Source organism: Vibrio splendidus, from assembly GCF_002873455.1.
Classification (GTDB): domain Bacteria; phylum Pseudomonadota; class Gammaproteobacteria; order Enterobacterales; family Vibrionaceae; genus Vibrio; species Vibrio splendidus_J.
This window is the reverse complement of sequence record NZ_MCUN01000001.1, coordinates 261,756-280,653: the sequence shown is the minus strand read 5'-3', so window position 1 is coordinate 280,653 and position 18,898 is coordinate 261,756. Positions and strand designations below refer to the sequence as shown.

The 18,898-nt window shown below is 43.2% G+C and carries 11 protein-coding genes and 1 tRNA gene; 1 reads left to right on the top strand and 11 read right to left on the bottom strand.

The window, feature by feature from the left end:
• Positions 1-17 precede the first annotated feature (17 nt).
• The 3 genes from BCU75_RS01170 to BCU75_RS01160 form a co-directional block, all read right to left on the bottom strand.
• Positions 18-108 (bottom strand) — tRNA-Ser (locus tag BCU75_RS01170).
• Positions 109-288: 180 nt separating this feature from the next.
• A complete protein-coding gene (locus BCU75_RS01165) occupies positions 289-738 on the bottom strand; it encodes an L-alanine exporter AlaE (protein ID WP_076678960.1) in 450 nt (149 codons plus the stop codon).
• 248 nt (positions 739-986) lie between these two features.
• Complete coding sequence (locus tag BCU75_RS01160; protein WP_102472710.1) at positions 987-3,440, bottom strand: hybrid sensor histidine kinase/response regulator; 2,454 nt, start codon at positions 3,438-3,440, stop codon at positions 987-989.
• Positions 3,441-3,611: 171 nt separating this feature from the next.
• Here BCU75_RS01160 and BCU75_RS01155 point away from each other — a divergent pair, with 171 nt between their 5' ends.
• Positions 3,612-4,181, top strand: a complete 570-nt coding sequence (locus tag BCU75_RS01155; protein ID WP_102472709.1) for a UPF0149 family protein — start codon at positions 3,612-3,614, stop codon at positions 4,179-4,181.
• Between the two features lie 76 nt (positions 4,182-4,257).
• Here BCU75_RS01155 and BCU75_RS01150 read toward each other — a convergent pair whose 3' ends face one another.
• The 8 genes from BCU75_RS01150 to BCU75_RS01115 all read right to left on the bottom strand — a co-directional run bounded on the left by BCU75_RS01150 (position 4,258) and on the right by BCU75_RS01115 (position 18,564).
• Positions 4,258-5,289, bottom strand: a complete 1,032-nt coding sequence (locus tag BCU75_RS01150) for a potassium channel protein (RefSeq protein ID WP_102472708.1) — start codon at positions 5,287-5,289, stop codon at positions 4,258-4,260.
• 162 nt (positions 5,290-5,451) lie between these two features.
• Positions 5,452-6,009 carry a 4'-phosphopantetheinyl transferase family protein gene (locus BCU75_RS01145; protein ID WP_241904464.1) on the bottom strand — a complete coding sequence of 186 codons (558 nt, stop codon included), beginning with the start codon at positions 6,007-6,009 and terminating at the stop codon, positions 5,452-5,454.
• 149 nt (positions 6,010-6,158) lie between these two features.
• Positions 6,159-6,971 (bottom strand): ABC transporter ATP-binding protein, encoded by an 813-nt coding sequence (locus tag BCU75_RS01140; protein WP_102472773.1) that lies wholly within the window; start codon positions 6,969-6,971, stop codon positions 6,159-6,161.
• A gap of 198 nt (positions 6,972-7,169) precedes the next feature.
• Positions 7,170-10,385: a condensation domain-containing protein gene (locus BCU75_RS01135; RefSeq protein ID WP_102466283.1), complete on the bottom strand. Its 3,216-nt coding sequence runs from the start codon at positions 10,383-10,385 to the stop codon at positions 7,170-7,172.
• 188 nt (positions 10,386-10,573) lie between these two features.
• Entirely contained in the window at positions 10,574-11,635 is a 1,062-nt protein-coding gene (locus BCU75_RS01130; RefSeq protein WP_102472706.1) for a FecCD family ABC transporter permease, read from the bottom strand.
• Positions 11,632-12,684 carry a FecCD family ABC transporter permease gene (locus BCU75_RS01125; RefSeq protein ID WP_102472705.1) on the bottom strand — a complete coding sequence of 351 codons (1,053 nt, stop codon included), beginning with the start codon at positions 12,682-12,684 and terminating at the stop codon, positions 11,632-11,634. The genes BCU75_RS01130 and BCU75_RS01125 overlap by 4 nt, the downstream gene beginning before the upstream one ends.
• Before the next feature lie 39 nt (positions 12,685-12,723).
• Positions 12,724-13,689, bottom strand: a complete 966-nt coding sequence (fepB, locus tag BCU75_RS01120) for a Fe2+-enterobactin ABC transporter substrate-binding protein (protein ID WP_102466280.1) — start codon at positions 13,687-13,689, stop codon at positions 12,724-12,726.
• A 381-nt stretch (positions 13,690-14,070) separates the two neighbouring features.
• Positions 14,071-18,564 (bottom strand): amino acid adenylation domain-containing protein, encoded by a 4,494-nt coding sequence (locus BCU75_RS01115; protein WP_372200946.1) that lies wholly within the window; start codon positions 18,562-18,564, stop codon positions 14,071-14,073.
• Between the last annotated feature and the right edge of the window lie 334 nt (positions 18,565-18,898).

The window sequence follows — 18,898 nt, the reverse complement described above, 5'->3', positions numbered from 1 at the left end:
GCTAGGGTTTTGAATAGTGGTGGAAGGATGGGGATTTGAACCCCAGATACGCTATAAACGTATACTCGCTTTCCAGGCGAGCGCCTTAAGCCACTCAGCCATCCTTCCACAAATTGTGTGTTGAGCTTGTTACTCAACGAGGCGCTACTTTATTGATTCTGCTTGCTTTGGTCAAGAGGCATTATCAAAAAAAGTGCCTTTTTCAGTTTGTTCGATTACAAATTAACTCATTAGATCAAAAACAAACCAAATTTCATTCTTTCGCTGCACTTACGCTTGTTGCTTTTCTTAAGCTTGTTGATAGTAGCCCGGAACTCGAAACCATTTACGGCACATATCTAGGAAGTAGCCATAAAGTACGCCCATTCCACACGAGATAACTGCATTACTGGTTACAGCCGTAACGATCTGGTCGCCTGAAGCACCTACCGCCAACAAAATACCGGCATACACAGGTGATTGGAACAGTACATAAGCTAAGAGGTCAGATATATTCTTCATCAATGAACTTTGTGAAAGCTTTGCACCATTGCGCAAGAACCAATCACGAAAAACACCATAAGGCCAAGCGATAGCTATGTTTACCGGAATAGATAACGTTCGAGAAGCAAGAGATTGCTCAAACGTCATACCAGAAATAAACACTTCTACGATCATGCCAGATATAAAGCAGAAAACGACCATAGCAAATGTATCCGCCGCTGCGTTTCGAATACAAAATGGACCACGAGACTTCATTGATGCTAAACCTAAAATATATCACTGCTTATTGAGTGATTTAGTAACACATAAACAAGGCATATTCACGCCCTACCAGTTAATGTCGCCATTAAACCACAAGATTAGCAGTCATACATTCTAAATTAAAAATCAAGTTGTAAATTAACAACCAAAAACCACTTAAAAAGCAGTTACTTCAACCAAAAAACATTGTCGAGGTCAAATGTTGGACAATTCGTTGTTTACTTTCTGTAATTAAACAACATCTAGGCCATGGGTATATTTACAGTAATGATATTGATAACATCTTGAGAAGGACGCCGTCCCAGAGATACCTGTTCTAATGCTTTATCAACTTGATAGGTAAGTTCTGTATTGTTCATAGGCTTGACGTGAACGCGCAGATTTTCTAACGCAAATTGAATCAACTCTAGATTATTGTCTTCGAGTGCCACGTAAAGCGTGACTAGAAGTTCTTCTGTATTGTCTTTGTTTCGCAGATCAGGCTTAGGCAGTGACTCGCTTTTACTTTTTGAATCATGTTTTTCTACTTCTTGGCTTTCAAGATCATGCTCTTTTACTTCATGGTATTGGTAGAGCTTGTTTGAATAGCGAAACAACGCATCATCGAGTTCACGTTCATCAATCGGCTTAGCGATAATATAGTCCACGCCCGCACCAAGCATACGTTCGCGAGTCTCTTTAAAGACATCAGCCGTACAACCAAATACAAGTACCGATGATACATCGCCTATCAAAGCACGAATCGCAGTGGTTGATTCAACACCGTCCATCACCGGCATATGATTGTCCATAAGTACCAAATCAAAACGCTCGGCCACCACGGCCTGTATCGCTAGCTCACCATTCTCAACGCTCTTACAGGTGAAGCCTTTACTGCTCATGAAGGTTTCAATTATGACCGTATTGGTTCGGTTGTCCTCCACAATTAGTACTTTTAAGCCAGAGTAATCTAACTTCTTGTGTGGCAAGCTCTCTATTTCTCCAGGTTGGCATGGCTGAATCTTCAAACGTACATCAAAGCTCGTGCCTATTCCCTCTTCACTGGTAACGGTGATACTACCATCCATTAGTTGGGCAATTTTCTTCACAATCGCCAAGCCAAGGCCTGTACCACCAAAGCGCCTTGTTGTGGAAGACTCCGCTTGTTCGAAAGGTTTGAAAATACGCTTTTGAGCTTCTTTAGATATACCAATTCCGGTGTCGCGAACTCGAATACTAAGGTAGGTGTCACTGCCCTCTACGACTTCTTTCAGGTACACCTCGACAAACCCTCTGGAGGTAAACTTCACCGCGTTGTTCAATAAATTAAACAAGATTTGTCGTAGACGTGCTTTATCTGAGAAGTACCAACGACCAGAAGGCACCTCAGAGTACACTTTGAATTGAAGCCCTTTCTCGGAAGATAGTGTGTAGTAAACACTGTTGATACTGCCGATGATCGAATCTAATGGGAAACGGGTCTCATCAAGATCCAATCTACCCTGCTCGATCTTCGAAAAGTCTAAGATCTCGTTGAGCAAGGTCATCATGTGATCACCAGACTCATACAAACTCTTAAGATGCTTCTCTTGTTCAGAATTTAGAGGTGTTTTTAATAGGATCTGAGCAGTACCCAATACCCCATTCATAGGGGTGCGGATTTCATGTGAGAGAGTAGCAAGAAAAGCAGTTTTAGCATTGGTGGATGCCTGAGCTTTAACCTTTTCCGCTTCAAGGTAAATAGTCTTTTCGTTGAACGTTTTAATCAAATGACCAATCTCGTCATCACTTGAGTAGTCAACATCTATGATTTCGCCTGCTTTCGAACTATCCACTTTGACGGCAATCGTTGTAATTGGGTTAATCAAATAGCGGTTCAATAAGTAATAGCCCGCCATCACACACAACAGTAGTAGCGGCACAATACCGCCTTCAATGCTCATCACCTGACGAAATACTTCGTCTGCTACAAGTGACTTGGAGTTCACCACATCCACTTGCCAACCAAAGTCACCAAATTGGTTGCTACTGATGTAGATCCCTTCAACGAGATTGAAGTTATGAGAAACCAACACTTGATTGAGTTTATCTCTGAGCGTAATGCCAAGATTGTATTCTTCGGCGTGGTTCTTGATAAAACCTAGTAACTCTTCGAGCGAGAGATCCACCGTCGCAACGCCAGCAAAAATGCCGTCGTAATAATAAGGAGATGAAGCAGTAATCATTCGAACGTGTGTGTATGGGTCGATATACACATCGCTCCAAGAGATCGTTCCTTGTTTTTTTTCGACGACAGAGGTGTACCAATACTCTTCTTGATAAGGGGTATTCTTAGGATTGTTGTAAGAGAACAGCTGATCAATTTTTCCATCGTCGGCTTTATTGAAAAAGTGGCTGTTAAGACGCTTTTTAGAGTCAAGCCCAAAAGGTTCAGGCCAAATTCCGGCACTGACGATCGTATCATCGCTCGCCGCTAACATGGACTTGAAGAGCGGAACAACGTCATCACCGTTGCGATGTGCTTGAGCAAAGCCAACTAGACTATCTACAAAGCCTTCTGAGCTGCTGAGTGGCTCTGTAATCAATGCGGATAAAAGTTGGGTACGTAAGTCGAGGTTTTGTTGTAATTTCCCACGCACAGGGGATTCTACGACGTAATACGTCACACTACCGACAATGGCAATAAACATCGCAAGGTAGAACCCAAGCGCTACCATACTTTTTTTCTTTAAAGACGACCGTATCTGCATAATTCTTTTATTGTTTTCTTTTCTGTTAAACCTAGTGTTTATCATCCATGACATCAAGCCTTTTTAGATTGAAGCTTGATTGGCACAAGTTCATTGGTACTATAAGCGCAAATATGTTCCCTTTTACGGTACCTCACTTTGACTTTACAAGATATTCTTGCGCTTCCAGAGTTGGAAGGAAAGCTAATCACAGAACACAAAACAATGGGCTTTGTCACTGCAATGGCAGCTGCACCTAATGTGTTAACCCCTCATGAATGGCTACCGTTCTTATGGGGTGGCGAAGAAGTCGCGCCTTTTACGGACGGTGAGCAGCTAGAGAGCTACATTGAAGTTATCATCACGCTTTGGAATAAAACGCGTCCTGAGCTAATTGAAGGAACGTGGGTTTGGCCTGAAGCTTGCCAATTGGATGATGCAGAAGTGGTGAATACCGCGGCTCGCGACTTCTGTGAAGGCTTACTTCAAGGCTGGCAGATCGCCCGTGATGATTGGGAAACACTGATGCCAGAAGACAGCGAAGACAACGCATTAATCGGCGGCGTGTTGCTTTCACTAAGCATGCTTTACGATCCAGAAACTTCCATTGCTACACTTGCTGAACAAGGCATCGAAGGCCTTGAGCAATTTGAAGAGATCTTTAACGCTGTTCCTGTAATGCTTTGCGGATTAACGCAGCGTGGTATTGCACTGGCTGAAACTCAATAAAAGTTAGCTTTATACAGACCCAAAAGGCCTCACAATGAGGCCTTTTTCGTTGTTGGGCGAGATTAAAATAATAGATTTAAAAACCTTTCCAATCGAAGTCATCAATTCGCTCGTCGGCGATATAAAATAGTTTAGTACCGCTGCTGACAACTTGGTCTAGTTCTGGGTTAAGTTCAATACCATCCCCCGTATCAATCGCGATCAGCGTTGCTTTGTACTTCTCTTTAAACACAGAGAAAATAGGCGCGACGGTGACAGGATCGGCGCCTTCAGGGAAATACGTTGAATACTGTGTCATACCTCTTGTTGAGCTCAATAGCTCTTGATGAAGCGCACTTGAACCTGGGTCTACCGCAGCCTTTGCTAGCATCTCTGCACCCACAGCCGGAATACATTCAGAGTTTGGACAATGTTTGTGTAGTAGGTCGCTCAACGCTTCATCTTTAAAATAAACCAGTAAGTGAGCTTTCGGATTTCGGTTAGCACAGTAAAGTGCTGCAGACAGGGTAATGTCGTCTTCTGGGTTATCAATCAGGATGCAACTCGCAGACTCAATACCCGTTTTCTCCATCTCTTTGCCATCTGTGTAGCTGTTTACTTTGACGAAATTGATTTCACCGGGTAACGGGTTTTCGATATCTGAACGAGTACATAATACGATTGGTCGCTTACCCGTTTCCTCGTGTTGCAGCATGCGGATGAGGTGAATAGTTCTTTGTTCATTCCACCCCAACATCAAAATGTGGTTGTCCACTCTAACTCTCCTTTTCCCTAGCAAGCCCGCTCGCCAATATTCAACACCTTCTGTCGCCACCTTACCCAGTAACGCAGCAAAAAGGCTCAACCCACCCGGAATCACAAATAGAATGACTATCCACTGCCCCGCAGCCGTGCTCGGTGACAAATCACCATAACCAACTGTAGAAGCCGTCACCACCAAGTAGTAAGCGAATATGGTAACCGAACTGGTTAAATCTGTTTCACCTGCCAAATACAGCATCAACCACGATAGAACTATGTAGCCAAGAAAAGTGAACAGTAGGTTTTTGCCATTCAAAACAAAGATATTCGCTTTGACCCAACGTTTGAGTTGTAACCAGATTATCATTAGAGCCTCTAATCCATTTCTCTTAGTTACATGCTAGAAAAAATAAATGATATCAACAAGATGTATCTTAAGAAAAAGGCACATGAGCCCCAAATAATGCCAATAGTCCACATTTAGGTACAAAAAGACTTAGAAATATATACAAACAATTTCTGGAGTTAATCAAGCTTGGCGAGGTTCGCGTACCAATGTATAAACTTTACCTTGCTTAAAAAAGAAATACACACATAGATTTAGTGCTTCACCAAACGCTTTCTCTCCGCGTTCACACAGTTTAAAATGTGCCTCGCCTTTATCCATATCGACACTCATTAACTTTGAGTCGCTGAACTCTAAATAGGTCTTAACATAGGGATAGATGGCTTTAAAAATACTCTCCTTAGCGGAGAACACTAAGGTGACAAACCATTGAATGGGAAGGTGAGTCCCGGCTAAGTGCTTTCTTTCTTGAGGACTAACAAACATAGGCATCAGTGACATAACCAGGTTTTCATTGATGAGCTCTTCAACATCCAAACCAACAAGGCTCACGTCACCTAGTGAACTAACAGTCGCTACCGCTAGATCATCAGTATGAGAAATACTTCCAATCCAACCAGCGGGCCAAACCGGCGATCGGTGTTTACCGATGGGCAGCTCAAGACAATCGCAACCTTCAATGCGTAATGCGTGCAATGCAGCCCTTCGACCGGCAATAAACTCAGCTTTTCGCTTAGTCATTGCACGCTTCATTTCATTTGGTAACGCGATGTCAAGTTCTTGAAAAAGGCAATCTGTATACCTTTGTCGATCAAAGTGGTACTGCCAAACCTTTACATTTTTCGAACCAAAAGTGAGTAATTGCAAACCTGACAAAAAAGTCATATGAGTTACCTCCCCAGAGGCACAATCAATGGAGTATGACTTACAGGATCATCAATAATAACGCTATCTAAGCCAAACACTTGCTTAACGAGTTTTGCGTCAATTAAAGACTTAGGTTCGCCTTGTGCGACAATTTCTCCACCAGCAAATGCAATCAGATGATCCGCATAACGACAGGCTTGATTCAAATCATGCAGCACGGCAACGATGGTGTGTTTTTTTTCTCTATTGAGGCTACGGAACAACTCCAACAAATCAATCTGGTGTGCGACGTCCAAATAAGTTGTCGGCTCATCAAGTAATACTATCGGTGTCTTTTGTGCTAATACCATGGCGATCCAAACTCGTTGTTTCTGACCTCCTGAGAGTTCATCGACCTGCCTCTCGGCCAAATCGGTGACACTAGTATCTTCCATCGCTTGGGAGACCGCCTCTTGATCATCTAAGCTCCACTGCTTAAACAGTTTTTGATGCGGGTAGCGACCTCTTGCCACCAAATCAACGACTCGAATCCCTTCAGGTGCTTGTGAACTTTGCGGCAGTAACCCTAACTCTCTCGCCAACTCTTTAGCTGGCAACTTTTGAATATTCTGACCATCAAGGCAAATTTGACCTTGAGAAGGCTTCAACAAGCGGCATAAGCTTCTCAATAAGGTAGACTTTCCGCATCCGTTAGGTCCGACAATCACCGTAAATTTATCTTCAGGAATATAAAGCTCGAGATTTTCACAAATAACGCGATTCTCGTATGCAAGTTTAAGGTTATTTCCGTTTAGTCGAGAGGTAATGTTGGATTTAACCGGTGTCGATAGGCTCATAAGCTTCTGATTCATTTAAGTTAAACAATATCCCCTAAGTAACCTTTAGCTATTTTCTTATTTAGCTAATTAGCTGTTTGATTACTTAACTAATTAGCTCTAGCTATTCAGTTACTTGGGAAAGCGCAGCATCAAGAATAGACTTGATGCTGCTCAAGGTTACGCTTGGTTTCTTACACAAGTAATCTACCGACAGTTTTATAATATTGCGGGTTCAACCACACAGTCTTTGATTGCGTCGAGCAACTGATCACCCTTTGAGCTTAGAGCAAATTCTGCAAACAGAGCTCTTAGTGTGTCACACAGAAGATTAACCTGAGCTTGACTGTAGTTTTCAGTAAGGTAGCTCATCATTACACGTAGCACCTGCTCATCATTGACGGTTTCTTCTAACACTTCGAACTGAAGTCCTAAACCAGATTCGCTTCGATCTGAATCAACCTGCTGGAAGTTGATTTTGTCACCATTAGACAATTCGAAAGCACCACTAAATTTACTTTTGGCGTGAAGTTGAATAAAGACTTCGAACATGTGCCCGTCCACATCGGGATCCCCCCCAACCAAACCTTCTTCAATAAGGTCGATAGGAATATCTCCATATGGCATAGAATCATTAATCGTATGTTTCACTTGGGCTACCAGTTCAGCCACCGTACGGACGCGTTCAAAATTCACTAAATGCGCCACTACGGTGGTGAAGTAACCTATCGTGTCGTAATACTCAACGTCTTGTCGGCCCGAAGCCGAGGTTCCTACTATGAGCTTATTGGGCGCACCAACAGCATTGAGTGCCGCTGCGATAGATGCATAAACGACATTGAATAGCGATGCGCTTTGCTGCTTGGCAAGTGCATATAGCCCATCCCTTACGTTATCTTCAATTTCAATGATGACCCAACCACCTTTAGCCCCTTGAGGATCGGCCTTCTCTGATAAAGGGTGATTCTTTGGGAAGATAGGAGTAGACCACGGCACACCTTTTAGATTATCCAACCAATAATCGAGGTGCTTCTGATGTGTTCCAGAACCTCTCTGCATGCGAGCATACTCGTGCATTGGAAGAGCTTCATGTCTCCATGCTGGTGGTTGACCTTGAACACGTAGTTTATAAGCTAAACTAAGCTCATCCATCATCAAATTCACTGACCATTCATCTTGTACAATATGGTGGAATAAGAAGGACAAGAACTGCTGCCCCGTCTCCTTGCAACGGATGAACCTAACTCGAAGAGGGAACTCCTTCTCTAAATCAAAGGGATGGATTGCCTCTTGTTTAAGAAACTCATCCCTATCTTCGGTTTCACATTCATCTGAAGTCCAAAACCATTTGTAATTGCCAATGTCACTGACATCAACCACTTGTTGACATGGATTACCATCATGTTCATAGAAATGGCTTCTTAGAGTGGCATGACGAACTAGAATATCGCGGCAAGCTTCCCCAAAAGCCACTTCATCCAATTCATCGAAAAAGCGTAAAACAAACGGCAAGTTAAAAATCGTATTGAGTCCAAATTTGGCGTATTTTGGGATCGCCTTCCACAGAGAGTTCTGAGCGAGTGACAATGGAGCAAGCGGAGAACCAACATCGGTAAGAGATGTCGCGGGCTCAAGAAACTCGGTACTTTTCGGCACAGCTTGTTCGGCAAGCGATTGAGCCGTCGGGTTGCCAAAAAGATCGTTAATACTGATTTCAATACCATGATGAGTCAGCAAGCGCCCAATAACTCGAGTTGCTATCAATGAGTGCCCGCCGAAGTCAAAGAAATCGTCCGTTGCTGTCATTGTCTCCGAAGCCAGAGCCTCTCTAAACTCAACCAAAATAAGTTCAGCCGTAGAATTTAGCTCAGAAACGGGACTTGATACTTCAACTGATGCCGGCACAACCGGGGAATTTGTAGGCTTAGCGCGCTTCGCCAGCTCTGCCGCAGTTCGGTAGGTAAATAAGTCTTCAATGCTCACTTCAACCCCATGATCCTTCAACAAACGACCAATGACTCGAGTACCAATAAGCGAATGACCACCAAAATCAAAGAAGTCATCGTCTTCATTCATGCTTTCTATCGAAAGTGCATCTCTAAACTCAGCGAGTATTGTCTTTTTAAAAATTGAAACTGGCTCGGCTCTTTCATTCACCAACGGTGCCGCTTTTACATCCTGCTTTGCCAATGCTGGTTTAGTGACTTTTTGACCATCAATATAGGCAATAAACTGCTCAAATAGAAACGCTCCTAAGTGAGGAGAAACCGTTGCCCCCGTAACTAACTCAAATGACAGGGCACCTTGTCGGTCAATGCCAACCGCAAGAGAGATTTCAAACTTCGGATAAAGCGGTGCGGTCGGTAATTTCTCTGCCTCCACATCGTCAAGAGACAAATAGTCAGCTGGGTCTACAAGCCAAGTAACTAAGGCTGCTGATTTAGAAAACTCTGTTGACTCGATGGTCTGAGACTGAGCAGAGGTTAGCTTCATAGTAAGGTCGCCAACAGCTTGGCCTAAGTCTGAAATTGGCTGCCCTAAACGGAGATAAGTCAAATCGGTCTCAATCATCGCGCCATTGATTTCTCGATTTTTCTGACTGATATCAACCGGCATGAACACATCAAGACTATCGAGATCATTAGACTCTGTGATGTAACGAGCGAACAGCACCGCAGTAGCTGAGAGGATTTCTACTTCGTTCATCGTCCTCCCGAGGCGATCCTCGAAGATCTCTCTTTGAATAGAAGTCGTAAACTTACGTGGTACTGATGCCTGTAAATACGAACAAACATTTTCACTGACACCGGTTTGTACTAAGTCAATATCCCGTGTAGAACGCTTAATCCATGGCAAACAAGATGTCGAAAGAGCTTCAAACTTTTGAATAGGCGTGAAGCCGCCCATATTTGTAGGCTGCTTTTTCTGGTCTACGGTACAAAGGCCATGATTATATAGAGCACTCACAACTTCGAATATTTCTTTCCAGCACACTTCACCACTCAGGATTTGGTGAGAAACAACACCCAATACCACATCTTGCTCTGCGCAAATGTAAACGGTAAATTGAATTCCTGACTGAGATTCCAGCGCTATAGGGATTGATTGATTAGCTTGCAGGTGAGAAATTGCGTCTTGAACCGAATCAACAGCTTCAATATGAATCGATTGAGAAAACGCATTATCTTGAAATTTAACTAAACCTGCATTCTCATCAAATTGATAACAAATATTAAGAGATGGCACGAATTGAGAAAGTTTACTCAACGAAGAAACCAATCGACCAATGTTGACTTCCCCTGTTAGACGGTACGCAGCTGAGTATTGAGCAGAATCATCATGCTGCTGATGGTGCATCCAAACTCGTTCTTCAAAATCTGTCACTGCGTTGCCAAATCCACTCTTTTCCTTCGAGTGATGCGAGTTAAATATCATGTTCCTTTCTCCTGTCTGAAAGAATTCAGAACTGTCCTTTTTGAAGCTAAAGCTGGCTTTAAAGTACAAGTATTCTGGGGGGGGGCTCTAAGCTCTACGCTTATTAAAATCAGTGGCTTACTTTATTCTCAATAAAACTTAATGTAAAGCATTCTCATTTGCATTAATTGAGATATGTGTACCTATGCTTAAAACTGGCGAGATCGAGTCAATAGCCAAATCAAATATATGCCACCAACAATGCCCGTCATCCGGCCTATTGGCACGCTTGCTTGAAAAGGCAACCATTGAATTAAAACGTCCGCAGTCAAAACCAACAACGCGCCCATAAGAGCTGAGGAGAACAACGATAATGCTCGCGATTTTCTCAATCGGCCAACTAATTGCGGAGCAGCAAGGGCAATAAAGGCGATAGGCCCCGCAGCCCCTGTCGCGAATGCGGCTAAGACCACAGCAAAGAAAATCATAGAAAGACGGACTCGCTCGACTCGGATACCCAACTGGGTTGCGATGTCATCCCCCATCTCTATCATGACAAGCGCACGCTTTAACATCACCATAAAAGGGAGGAGGAGAAATACACCTATGAGTACAGGATAAACATGTGTCCATGTCCTAGCATGCAGTGATCCTGCAAGCCATAGATTAGCCAAAATGGCATTGTCCAAATTACCCTTAACTAACATCAAGCTGTTCAGCGCACTCAAAATGGACCCGATCCCAATACCAGTGAGTATTAGGCGATACCCTCCAACCACTCCTGCTTTTACCGCAAGTAAGTAAACGATAACGGCCGTGATTACTCCGCCGACTATCGCCGCTATCGCCACTTCGATAGCCCCTTGCTCAAACAAAACTATTTGAGCAATTGCACCGGTCGCAGCCCCCGTAGTGAAGCCAATGACATCTGGAGAACCAAGAGCATTTCTTGATACCGATTGAAATACCGCACCAGAAATGCCTAAAGCAGCCCCAACAAAGACCGCAGTAAGAACCTTAGGCAGTCTTATGTTAAGAATTATTCGATCTTTTACGCCCCCCTCTCCAACCCCAAGAATGATATCGGCCACTTGAGGCAACGAGATATTAAACTTACCCAGTGTCATGGAATAAGTTGCAATAGCGCAAACTGATATCAACAAAATTAAAGCGACAAGTATATGAGGCGGTTGATAACGGAAAGAAAACTGACCGAAGCGTACAACACTTCCCGAGCCAGAGTTTTGAAGAGTATAAGGCTCAATCATCATAGGAGAGATATCTTCCAACGTTTCACTAAGAATACAAAGAATGGCCCGCCGATTAGAGCAATCATAATGCCTACACTGATCTCATTGGGATAACCAACGATCCGGCCTAGCACATCGGCGATAACCGCCAGAATGGATGCAATCAGTAAAGAGAAAGGCATCAACCATTTATGATCCGGCCCCACCGCCATCCTTGCAATATGAGGGGCAGTAAGACCAACAAAGCTGATAGGGCCAGCCGCAGCAGTAGAGGTCCCCGCTAAAACCACAATAGCAATAGAAGCAAAACACCATATTTTGATCGGGTTAACACCTAAGGCGTGACCAATATCGTCCCCTAACGAGACAGTATCTAAGGCTTTACTTAATGAAAATGCGATTACTAATCCAATGGCTATTAACATGGCAGCCGGGATCAAGACATCGTAACCTCGCCCTTGAAATGACCCCACAGCCCAATGTCTATATTGTTCAAACACCATTTCATTGCTGTTTATTGTGATCATATGAGTCAGTGCAAGCAACACAACCGACAAAGCTGTTCCTGCCAATACAACTCTTACAGGGTTAACACCTTTATTTACCCCAGCAAGGGCAAAAACACCCGTTCCAGAAACAGCTGCCCCAAATAAACCAAACCACATCACATAGGCCATATCATGGATGCCCAGAAAGGCTATCGCTGAGACTATGGCAACTGTCGCCCCCGCATTTACACCGAGTATTCCAGGGTCAGCTAATGGGTTACGAGTTAAGCCTTGCATGATAACACCTGCAACACCAAGCGCACCGCCAACAACTAAAGCTAACAAGGTGCGTGGAATTCGAAGGTGGACAACCAATAGATGATCACTGTTGGTTGGATCAAAAGAAAAAATCGCATCCAGAGTCACTACCGGCGATATGTAATGTGTGCCGATGAAAAGGCTAAAACACGATGCAAAAAATAACAACACGATTCCCGCCATCAGCCATCGTCGTCGTTGTCGTTGTCGTTGTCCATTTCTTATCTGTTCAAATGCTTCGGCAGGGCCAACAATACTTGTCATTCCGGACATCCTTTACCTATTTACCATTGGTATTAACCATTAGCCTGCATTTTTATCTCGTTCAAAAATCTGAACAATGTCATTAACGATTTCAGTGGCACTATACATATCGATACGAAACGAATTCTCACCTAAACCGAAGACTTGTTTATTCTGGACAGACGGAAGGTTGATCAGGATTGGGTCGTGCATGAATCGATTAGCGCTATCGTCACTCGCTTCTAGCAAAAATGTCGTATCGGCTTTAAGTTGAGTCAGCAGTTCAAAGTGGACGCGCATAAAGTCTGATAAAGGCACTGTGTTGTCATGCCACTGACGATTTTGCACTTCCATTTTGAAACCGAGGTCAGTGAGCAAGTTCGCATGAACACCGTCCTCTAAAGCGATAGCATTGGTAGCTCCAGGTCCAAAATACGCCACAATATTTGTTTCGCCTTCGGGTATCTGTAGTTTATTTTTACTCTGGTTAACGAACGACTCAAACTGGCTAATTTTTTGTTGGGCTTGTTCTTCTAACCCTGTCGCCTGTCCAAGCCTCAAAGCCAAGTCTTGCCATGATTGTGCGGTGTAATCCAAAATAATGGTTGGTGCTATTTGCTTAAATTCAGCTATTTGGTCTCTCGCCGAATCACCACCGCGCCATGCTACAACAATCAAATCAGGTTCATAGATATAGGCAGACTCTAAATCAACGCTGCCGGCTGGCCACGCCTTTTCCACGCTTCTCTGTTCAGCAATATCTGCCCATTGACTAAAAAACTCCCCTTCATAAGTGAGTGCAGTAGCGGCTAATGGAGCATCAATAGCCAGTAGCGTCCCACTAATTGTCACCGAGGTAGACAGGATTCGAGTCGGTTTAGATGGGATAACTGTCTGTGACCCATCCGCATTAACGAAAGTCTTGGGATAAGTATTTTGAGATGTCATTTCGGTTTCTGCGAAAACAGAAGCCGAATCTGAAATCAAAAAAACAACAATGATTTTAAAAATTATATTGATTCTCATTTACTATTTACACTTCATTTGGTCTGCGTTTAGTGAATTAAATGGTCTTGCTACTGGGAATTTGAGTCTGAATAATTTTTCTGAATTAAGCCATTAAGCCATTAAGCATATGCTAACTATATTCATATAGAACAATCAAGATAAATCCTGTTCTCGCTAGCGGATACATTAACATAATTTCATATTAAGTGATTGATAAATAAATAACTTAAACAATCCAACTAGCGTACGTCGCACTGTTAAATCGACATGTAGTAACCTTTGCATTTCGTGACCAATAAAAAATTAACTTAACGGGCTAACAGGACAACACTCTCTCCGTATAAATGAAATAGCCGAACTTTATACGCTCGGCTTTCTCTGGGAGGCTTATTAGAGTGATTATAAAATCTCGTCGGCAACCTCTTTAGCGTTCCGACATTTAATCAACTTGCGTGTAAACACCTTACGCTCAAACGTTTTACTCAGTTTCTCTGCAACGTCTTTTAGGTGCGATGGCTTTAGACCAAGTGACAGAAACGCACTCTCTTCACTGAAACCTTCTAAATGTTTTCCCGTTGCTTGCTCATAAGCTTCGATAATCACCCCAAATTCTAATGTCGTTAACGTCGTTTTAACGTTGTTCTGTTTCTCATTGTTCTGAGTAACAGAAGCAGAAGCGTGTTGTGGAGAGCTCACCATCTGAGTCATTGAACTAACCAACTCTTCCCGCGCTTGAATCCGGTCAAACTTTCCATTTCGAGAGAGAGGCAGTTTCTCTAATTCAAGTAACTGAGAAGGTACATGGGAGTTTGGTAAGCATTGCTGTGCAAAATCACGAAGAGCAGCAGCATTAGCGACTTGGCCATCCGCCACTTTATAGATCGCACCTAACGCTACGTCTCCATTACGTTCGGTATAGTCTACAATCAAAACTTGCTCAATCAGTGGGCAGCGATTTAACTCTTTCTCAATATCGGGTAACGACACACGGACGCCCCTAACCTTCACATAGCCATTAACCCGACCAGCAAAAATAATGGTGCCATCTTCACGATAATAGCCTAGATCACCGGTTCTAAACGCTCTGACCTCACTACCTAGATCATCAATTATCGTCACAAAATCAGTTTGTGTAAGCTCTCCATCAGATAAATACCCTGACGCAAGGTTTACTCCTACTGTCATGATCCGACCTGCTACTCCTTGTGGAACATGTTTACCCAATCCATCCATAATAAAGTACTGATTTGCAGGGAAAGGCCTGCCATAAGGAATAACCGATTTGTCTTCGTCGGTGACAAAGTGCCAGATACTCCATATCGTGGTTTCGGTAGGACCACCAATTGAGACAAGGCGAATATCTTGCTCCAGCGCTCTAAGTTCATCAATCGTTTTAGGTTTAACGTAATCCCCCCCTTGGCAAACTAAGCGTAGAGATTTGAGTTTTTCACCCTGCATACAAGACAACAACATTTCCATCAATGCCGGAACTGACTGCCAAATAGTAATACGGTGCTTCTCAACCAATTGATTCCAACGAATCGCGTCTTTTTCTTCACCAGCCTCTGGTAATACAATGGTTGCCCCGCAAGTAAACGAAGCATAAATATCAAACACAGAGAGATCATGATGGAACGGCGTTACGCACATCAACACATCTTCAGACGTTATTTGCCAAGCTTTACACGTTTCCCCGATGACATTGGAAGTTGCTCTGCTGTTCACTACAACGCATTTAGGTTTACCTGTTGTTCCCGATGTATACAGATAATAAGCACCATGCTCACTTTGACTAAGCACCTCTAAGTCCGTATTGGAGAGTGATGGATAAGCCTGCTCAACAGGTTGCAATAGTGCTTGATAGAGCACTGAATTTTTACGCTGTGACGTTTGGTTAGTTACCACTAAATTGGCATTGCAATTACTCAGTAGGTAATCCAAACGCTCTTCTGGTGATGAAGCATCGATAGGCACCCATATAATCCCTGACAATGAACAGGCAATCGTCATCACTAAATGCTCAGGGCTCTTTGGCAAACAGATGGCCAACACATCACCTTGCTTCAAGCCAAGGTGAGCAATATGCTGCATCACCTTATGGACGTCCTCCCCAAATGCCTTGTAGCTGATATGCCGTTCACCACAAATGACCGCGATATCATCACTCGCATTTTCCGCAAGATTACGCGCTATCTTGGATAAGAACTTGGAGCATTCAAACTCTTTTACATCACAGTTCAATTTATAGTGTTCAAGGTTGAGTACCTTATGTGAAGGGATGTCAAAATCATGGGTCTCACATACGGTCTCAATGTGACGCTCTATCGATTCAAGTATGGAGACAACCACTCGTTTATCTAGTGCGTCAACCGCATAGTCAAAACTCAATACTAGATTTCGCCTTTCATCAAAATTAAGGCGGATATCTAACGCGACTTGAGGGGTTTGGGTTATACCATCAAAGAAGACGAGTTCATCGTCATCGGATAATGCATCCCAAGTTAGACCATTCGTCACTACAACAGGTAAAGCCAATGAACTGGTTCGCGAAGTCATTAACTGACGATTGATATCAACACCAGAAAAGTCGAGATGATCAAGCGCCTCAAACATATCATTTTGCATACCCTGTGCTCGCTCTAGCAAGCTGCCTTTATTCTTTCGGTACTCCAAAATCACGAACGTCGAACCATTACCAAGAGGTTGATCGCTTTGTGGGATCGCTACCGGAAAACCAACTCTCATCTCTTGTTCTGTCGTCCAATACGACATCCCTTCAAGAACAAGAGCAGAAAGTGCTGAGTTCAAAAACAAGCTGTTGGCTGCACTCGCCATCGTTAACTGAGTTAATGCAGTTTTGTCTATAACAATGCTTTCTCGCTGGTAACGCGAAGCCTTTATATGATCCAATCGCTGTTTCCATGGAAGTGAAGGTGGCGCGCACTCTGGGTCAAGCTTACTTTGCCAGAACGACATATCTGCCTCCCTTTTGGCAGTGTCATGTTCACTATCAAAGTGATTGGTCTCAGCGCTGTTAGCACAGAGCTCATGCAAATGCCCGCTATTCTTTTTCAATAATTCAGAAAGAATCAGGGAGTGTGTTCTACCATCAACAATTAATGCATCAAAACTGGTAAAGACAATGGTCTGATAACCGATATCAGAGTCAGGCAATTGAATAACAGAAACACGCCATGGCGACTTCGACAGGTCGTGCATCGTGTGATTACTCACTTGACGAATTTTACCAACTCTCTCTAGCGCTTGCTCAATCGACAAGTGTCGAAAGTCATGGGAGTCAAAATTCAAAGTCACCTTAGACGACACCTGCTGAACAAGCTTGTTCTCATCGATGTGCATCCGTAACGCATCGTACTTTTTTACCAATGATTCGAGGCGAGACTCAACTAAGCTCGATTCTATTTTCCCTCGGTATTCCCGGAATTCATGCATCGCAGTGCCACCCATAGGGATATGAGTAGAGCGACCGAGTAGGTAAGATTTTTGTAGCTCTGTTAAAGGCTTTGGACAAGAGGTAACTAAGGGTAACGAAGGACATGCATAACCTAACTGAGCGAGCGTACTTTCCAAAGAGTTATGTATGCTATTAGGTTCATCAGCTAAAGATTGAACAATCGCAATAAACTTGTTAAACAAGGTATCGACAAAGCCTTTAGGGAACACGTCCATTCGCACATCCCAATTGACAAAAATACCTTCGTACGCAGGCGCGATTTGTGCATCTAATGTAACCTGAGCACCTTGAGAGATTACCCAGTTCATTTTTCCGAAGACTTTTGTGACTGCCTCAGAGAATAAATCATCACCTTCAACATCCATTCCCGATGTAAATACGATAGGCGATGCTTGCACGGTCCCATAGTAACGCGATAAATCTCGCATCACCGTTACACCAGAATAGCTTTCATGGTTGAGTAATTGGTTCAGTTGATTGGCAGTACGACGACAATGATTAAGCGTTGATTCTTGAGCTTTCAAGCTAGCGCTGTAGATCAGCAAGTTCGAGAAATCACCTATCGTTGTCTCTGCATCGTTCGTATAGAAACCGCGGTGAAAAGTCGGCACATTCAATCGAAAATTAGGGCTGTTACAAGAGCTACCTACGGCTTGAGAGAAAAGCGTTAGAAAAAGTTGGGTTAAGGTTAAGTGGTGTTTCTTGGCTAACTCTTCGATCGAAGACCGTTGCTCTTGAGTCAACTGATGTGTGAACCGCTGACTGTGCCCATGCTGACGATCAATATCCCCATTAACATACGGAAACTCAGGTGCTCCAGCGATGTCTGGTAATCGTTGTTGCCACCATGTCTTATCAGACTGTCGTTTAGCTACGAGGTAATTGTCCGCCGCTTGTTTATCTAAATATTCAAAGAACGAATTCTTCTCTTGTGTCTCGTTGCCTTGATGTTCATCGCTATAGAGCTTAGCCAACTCTTCGACTAAGATTCGGAAGCTCTGTGCATCCACAGCAATCATGTCTACGTCTATATGCAAACGGCACTGCACTTTAGAATGACGTGTGATACCGATCTGCGCGGCCTGCCCATTGTCTAAATCCAGTTTCTGGTCAGTAATAGCAGTGCGCTTCTCTATTAAAAAGTCACGGGTAGCCGATGGTGAAAGGTGTTCAATATCATCAATGATAAGTTGATGAACAGAAGATAAAGGAGCGATGGTTTGTTGACCACCAGAAGTAACTTTCATCCGTAACATAGGATGATTGATGTACAACTTCCTCACCGCACTTGCCAATTTTTCTGAGTCGATATTTTCACCATCAAATTCAGCATAAATATGAGCCGCTACGCCTCCCATCGATTGGCCTGTTTGCCTACCGACATAATAAGCAGCCTGTACAGTCGTCAATTCTCTCATCTTCATTTCCACACTCATTCATCCATTTAATGTGCCACGAGGCTTATTAAACTAATGTAATACACCAGCTTAAGAATAAACTCAAACATTAATGATAAGCGTTATCATTTTTATTTAATACCAAATAATATGAGTTGATGTACTGATTGTATTGGGGGTGATCTCACTACATCACCCAACAATAAGCTTGACAACACCTAGCTCCTATTTCAATAATCCTCAAAATCAAATGATAATAATTATCATTTATTGAAATTAAATGTTTTCCAAATCATACCTGGATCGCGCATTTGATGAAGCCATAACATCAAGGAACACTTGTTTTAGGAGGAAG

What these genes read in the sequence shown, in the direction of transcription:
- BCU75_RS01145 (WP_241904464.1), bottom strand. Translation starts at nt 6,009, where the DNA reads ATGACTAAGCGAAAAGCTGAGTTTATTGCCGGTCGAAGGGCTGCATTG.
- BCU75_RS01130 (WP_102472706.1), bottom strand. Translation starts at nt 11,635, where the DNA reads ATGATGATTGAGCCTTATACTCTTCAAAACTCTGGCTCGGGAAGTGTT.
- BCU75_RS01150 (WP_102472708.1), bottom strand. Translation starts at nt 5,289, where the DNA reads ATGATAATCTGGTTACAACTCAAACGTTGGGTCAAAGCGAATATCTTT.
- BCU75_RS01115 (WP_372200946.1), bottom strand. Translation starts at nt 18,564, where the DNA reads ATGAGAGAATTGACGACTGTACAGGCTGCTTATTATGTCGGTAGGCAA.
- BCU75_RS01135 (WP_102466283.1), bottom strand. Translation starts at nt 10,385, where the DNA reads ATGATATTTAACTCGCATCACTCGAAGGAAAAGAGTGGATTTGGCAAC.
- BCU75_RS01125 (WP_102472705.1), bottom strand. Translation starts at nt 12,684, where the DNA reads ATGACAAGTATTGTTGGCCCTGCCGAAGCATTTGAACAGATAAGAAAT.
- BCU75_RS01165 (WP_076678960.1), bottom strand. Translation starts at nt 738, where the DNA reads ATGAAGTCTCGTGGTCCATTTTGTATTCGAAACGCAGCGGCGGATACA.
- BCU75_RS01140 (WP_102472773.1), bottom strand. Translation starts at nt 6,971, where the DNA reads ATGAGCCTATCGACACCGGTTAAATCCAACATTACCTCTCGACTAAAC.
- fepB (WP_102466280.1), bottom strand. Translation starts at nt 13,689, where the DNA reads ATGAGAATCAATATAATTTTTAAAATCATTGTTGTTTTTTTGATTTCA.
- BCU75_RS01160 (WP_102472710.1), bottom strand. Translation starts at nt 3,440, where the DNA reads ATGGTAGCGCTTGGGTTCTACCTTGCGATGTTTATTGCCATTGTCGGT.